Annotated in this window: 6 protein-coding genes; 3 read left to right on the top strand and 3 right to left on the bottom strand. The window is 40.1% G+C overall.

The window, feature by feature from the left end; genetic code table 11:
• On the top strand, window positions 1-513 hold a 513-nt coding region (locus DBR11_RS25255), incomplete at its 5' end, for an AraC family transcriptional regulator (RefSeq protein WP_146186659.1).
• An 87-nt stretch (window positions 514-600) separates the two neighbouring features.
• Window positions 601-1,602, top strand: coding sequence for an aldo/keto reductase (locus DBR11_RS25260; protein ID WP_108555350.1), 1,002 nt, complete (start codon window positions 601-603; stop codon window positions 1,600-1,602).
• A 44-nt stretch (window positions 1,603-1,646) separates the two neighbouring features.
• Here the strand turns inward: DBR11_RS25260 and DBR11_RS25265 are convergent, their stop codons facing one another.
• Window positions 1,647-2,576 carry an NAD-dependent epimerase/dehydratase family protein gene (locus DBR11_RS25265; RefSeq protein ID WP_108555351.1) on the bottom strand — a complete coding sequence of 310 codons (930 nt, stop codon included), beginning with the start codon at window positions 2,574-2,576 and terminating at the stop codon, window positions 1,647-1,649.
• Window positions 2,577-2,655: 79 nt separating this feature from the next.
• Window positions 2,656-3,267: a Crp/Fnr family transcriptional regulator gene (locus tag DBR11_RS25270; RefSeq protein WP_108555352.1), complete on the bottom strand. Its 612-nt coding sequence runs from the start codon at window positions 3,265-3,267 to the stop codon at window positions 2,656-2,658.
• Window positions 3,268-3,422: 155 nt separating this feature from the next.
• On the opposite strand from DBR11_RS25270, the gene DBR11_RS25275 reads away from it, so the two are divergent.
• The gene (locus DBR11_RS25275; RefSeq protein WP_108555353.1) at window positions 3,423-3,794 is read left to right on the top strand and encodes a DoxX family protein; all 372 of its coding nucleotides are present in this window, start codon (window positions 3,423-3,425) and stop codon (window positions 3,792-3,794) included.
• Window positions 3,795-4,457: 663 nt separating this feature from the next.
• Here the strand turns inward: DBR11_RS25275 and DBR11_RS25280 are convergent.
• The gene (locus tag DBR11_RS25280) at window positions 4,458-4,649 is read right to left on the bottom strand and encodes a hypothetical protein (RefSeq protein WP_146186660.1); all 192 of its coding nucleotides are present in this window, start codon (window positions 4,647-4,649) and stop codon (window positions 4,458-4,460) included.
• Window positions 4,650-4,825 lie beyond the last annotated feature (176 nt).

The following is a 4,825-nucleotide window of genomic DNA, read 5'->3' on the forward strand; positions in this document are numbered from 1 at the left end:
GATGAGCAACAACTGGAAGAAATCTCTTTTTTGTTTAAAAAAATGACGAGAGAAATGGATTCAGACTATGTGCATAAATTTGACCTGCTTCGGAATTATATGCATGCGATTATTCATGAAGCGATGAAGATGCAGCCAGCAGAAAATTTTGAGAAGCATATCAATGCCTCCTCCAGGATCACCAGTTTGTTTCTGGAACTTCTGGAACGGCAGTTTCCAATTGATACGCCTGAAGCTGCACTTCAGTTAAAAACGGCCAATCATTTTGCAGAGAATCTTTCTGTTCATGTCAACCACCTTAACCGTTCTGTAAAAGAAATTACCGGTAAAACCACAACCGAACACATTTCAGCAAGGATTGTGAAAGAGGCCATTGCTTTGCTCCGCCACACAGATTGGAATATTTCGCAGATTGCCTATAGTATAGGCTTTGAATACCCGGCCTACTTTAATAATTTTTTCAAAAAACAAACCGGACTTACTCCTGGTGAAGCACGAATGGTCTCTGTTTGAATTCTGTAAGTATTCGTTTGAATTTGTTAAATACAATGCCCGGATAAAGGTTTAAATTTGATCTGTTAGAAAAGAAATACTAAAAAAATGAAATACAGAAATCTAGGTAAGACAAATGAAAAATTATCAGCTGTAGGTTTAGGTTGCATGGGTATGAGTTTCGCTTATGGTCCTGCAGATGATGCGGAAAGTATCGCTACCTTACATAAGGCACTGGATCTTGGAATTAATTTCTGGGATACTGCAGATATGTATGCAAATGGGAAAAATGAAGAACTAATTTCAAAAGTGCTGGTGAATAACCGGGAAAAAGTATTTATTGCTACCAAGTTTGGCTTTCGCTTCAAAGACAATGTCGCTGGTCCAAGCAGTGCCTCGGGAACTTATTTCGATGGTTCTCCGAAGTGGTTAAAGCAGGCGGCAGAAAATAGTCTGAAAAGATTAAATATAGAGGTTATTGATCTGTATTATGCACACCGTATAGACCCAAATGTTCCCGTTGAAGAAATGGTAGGTGCGATGGCAGAATTGGTCAAAGAAGGTAAAGTCCGTTACCTTGGTCTAAGTGAAGCTTCTCCTGCCTCTATACGGAAGGCAAATGCTGTGCACCCGATTGCTGCCCTGCAAAGTGAGTATTCCTTGCTGACCAGGGATGTGGAAGGAGATATTCTCCATACAGTAAGAGATCTGGGCATCAGCCTGATCCCTTATTCTCCATTGGCGAGGGGATTGGTCACAAATACATTAGATGTTACCCAGCTGGCTGATACAGACTTTCGTAAAACACTGCCACGTTACAGTGGAGACAATTTAAAGAACAACCAGCTGCTGGCGGCGGAATTTGCAAAACTAGCAGTAGCGAAACAAGCTACTCCTGCGCAACTGGCCCTGGCTTGGGTGTTGGCTCAGGGAGAAGATATTATACCTATTCCGGGAACAAAAAAGAGAAAATACCTGGAAGAAAATGCGGGAGCGGTAGACTTAGTTCTTTCTGCAGATGACCTTAAGGCTATTCAGAATTTGCTGGAGTTATACCCCCATACTGGCGAACGGTATAGTGAAGGAGCTATGAAGCTGGTTAATCATTAATTTAATCCTGGCCGCGGGATTGCCTGCTGCCAGGATCTTTAACCTTACTGTTTCTTGTATAATGTCTCCGAAAGGTATTGTATACCGTCCTGGTAAGTGGTCGGTGTAAATTTAAAGGCCTGCTCAAATTTAGAAGAGTCAAAATTGTAGTCATGGTCATATTGATAATACATCTCCACTGTACCAGCCACTACTTTCTTAAATAGGCCCACCAGTTGCAGCATGAATTTGTTAATACTGGTATAGGCTGGTTTGACTTCATAAATAGTAGCAGCCAGTTCAATCAGCGCTTTTCCGGTAATGGGAGGAGCGGTAGGCATATGCCAGATCTGGTTGTCACTTTCCGGATGCTGTCCTAATAGAAAAAGTGCTTTTCCTGCATCAGGGATATAGGTAAAATTGTGCAGCTTTTCGGATTTTCCAATCCATTGTGCACTTTGTTTTTTGGCGTATTTGTCAAACACCATCATATCCAGAAAACTGTTCATGGAATCCGTTCCATAAAAATCTGCTGCCCGTGCAATCGAAGCCTGTATATTTCCTGCTTTTACTTCATCCATAAACTGGGTGGCAACCTTTGCTCTAACCTCTCCTTTTACACTACAAGGGTTATAAGGTGTATTCTCTGTCATCGGACCGTTCACCAGTCCATACATATATACATTGTCAAAAAAAATCAATCGGGCACCAGTCTGTTTGGCGGCATTAATTACGTTTTGGATGATCACTGGCCATTGCTGTTTCCAGACCTCTTTGTCATAAATCAGACCGGCGCAAAGGTAGATCACTGATGATCCTTTGGTGGCTTCCAAAACTTCCTTATACTGGAGCAAATCGGCCTTTTTCCAGGTGGTATATTCATTGCTGATCTTCACAGGCCTGCGGCTTACCAGACGGATCATTTCTTTATTCAGTGATAATTCGTGGGCCAGTGCATTTGCTGTTGGCCCTCCAGCGCCTAATATTGTGTGCATATCTTCTTTAGTTTTATCTGATCAAATTTACGGGGATGTTAAAAATCAAAACGTTAACAAAAGATAAGGATTTCAAAAATTACTGGTAGAGTAATCTTTTTCTGATCCTGGATAAAGAAACCGGTGTAATACCTAAAAAATTGGCGATATAGTGTTGTGGTACGCGCAGGAGTATAGCCCGGTCTTTAAGCATCATATTCAGGTAGCGTTCTTCCGGACTTTGGGTGATAAAAGAACTGATCCGCTCTTCGTAACAGCAAATATAATGTTCGGCTACCAATCTTCCGAAATGCTCCATTTTGTAAGCCAATAATGAATGGTTAAGCATTTTTTGCATGTCATTATAGGCGATCAGCAATAAGGTACTTGGCTCAAGGGCTTGTATATATCCTGTGCCTTTTTCCTGAGTGAGAAAGCTCTTGTAAGAACTTACAAATTCCCCTTCAAAGCTGAAATAGCCGGTGATATCCTCTCCATCTTTCATGTGATAATACCGAACGGATCCGGATAAAATGAACCCAATGTAATTACAGATTTCACCTTCATAAGCAAAATGGTCTTTCTTTTTAAAAGTTGAAGCACTGAGGTGCTGTATAAATAATGCCCATTCTTCTTCATTGAAGTAGACAAATTTTTCCAGTGCTTTACGGAAAACAGATAGTGCTTCTGTTGGAATGCTATGGAGTTTCATAAAGGAAATTTAACGAATTTAAGATTTTTACAGATAGGAAGCAGGATTTGCAGAGTTAAATTGCTGTCGCAATCCACCCTCAGATTGTCGTCAACCGACACCTCAGTTAATTGCTTAATTGCGCAATTTTATCCTATTAAATAAAAAGAATTATTATGAAACCGAAAAGCATTAAAATTATCTACTGGGTGACTACCGGATTACTGGCACTGTTCATTTTACCGGGTATCTTTTTTCTAAACAGTCCAATGGCTCAGGAAGGAACCAAACATCTTGGCTTTCCGCATTGGTTTAGTATGGAAGTTGGTATCGGTAGTTTTATTGGTGGACTTATCCTGATCATCCCGGGCTTGCCCTCCCGCCTTAAAGAATGGAATTATGTGGCCCTGGGTATTATGTATGTTTCTGCCTTGATTGCACATTTGTCTGTAGACGGACTTATTGGGGAGTCTTTCGTGCCTCTGGTGCCCTTTGCACTATTATTGATCTCCTATATTTATTACCACAAGCTTTATCCATCAGGTTGAGCATCCTTTTTTCAGTACCCTCGCTGTCCAAACTTAACAGCAAGGGTATACTGATTGGCAAAGCAATAATATTGATCCAACAGGATAAGGATAATGAGGATACCGTGATCATTTCCTTGGTAAGTATATGCGGATCAATAAGACTGATATAGTATGTGAATTGATGACTAATTGCATTTTTTAATGACTCGACAGGATCACTTTGATAAATAATAATTGATCCGGTACTGGTGATGAAGGCTGTCATAAGTCAGCAGATCGTCGTCAATCCTGAAGTTGGTATCTAATACATCGAATGGCTTCCCATCCTATAGATGCTTTTAGATTTTTTAGGGTAAGCGAATAAACTTTATCAGAACCTTTTAAACTGAAATAATGGGTAATAACAGGTTTGAAAAGATTAAGCTTATCACCAGGGCTTTAGCGTTCGTAGATGACGATGGCACCGCGTTCCAGTACTTTATAAGCAGAAAGGTTAAAGCCCTTAACAGCGGCAACCGAATCTTTAGCTGATGGGACTTTTGTAAATACTGGAAGTATTAAATTCTGTAATTGGAGTAAAGGATGTATAGCGGGTTACTCTGCTATTCTTTTTACAAACTACTGGTTTCCACAATAGTATTTGCTTAATAAAACAATTGCTAAAAAAACCGCAGAAATAAGTCAAGCCCCACCGTCACTGTATACAAAGCGATAGACCCGGCCCTCATAGCCCCTATTGTAAAAAAAATCCTTTGCCAGAGGTATTTTCGGATAACCTCTGTACAGCCGCTTATCCAAAAGCGGGATCAGGATCAGGATACCCCTGTCTAGCAACGATAAAATAGCTATAGCAATATTTGTTAACTGCATCATTCAAAATTTAAAGGGCAGACTGCAAGAGCCTGCCCGTAATTAGTGCTTCGTCTATTTTATCAGTTTATTCAATAGACCATAATAAGTTTGATCTCATTAAATAAATCTTCCCATCATCTGCAGGAAATGCAATTGATGGATTCCTGTTAGAGGCTAAAGTATCATCAATATAAAAC

The sequence above is a fragment of the Pedobacter sp. HMWF019 genome (genome assembly GCF_003061025.1).
Classification (GTDB): Bacteria; Bacteroidota; Bacteroidia; order Sphingobacteriales; family Sphingobacteriaceae; genus Pedobacter.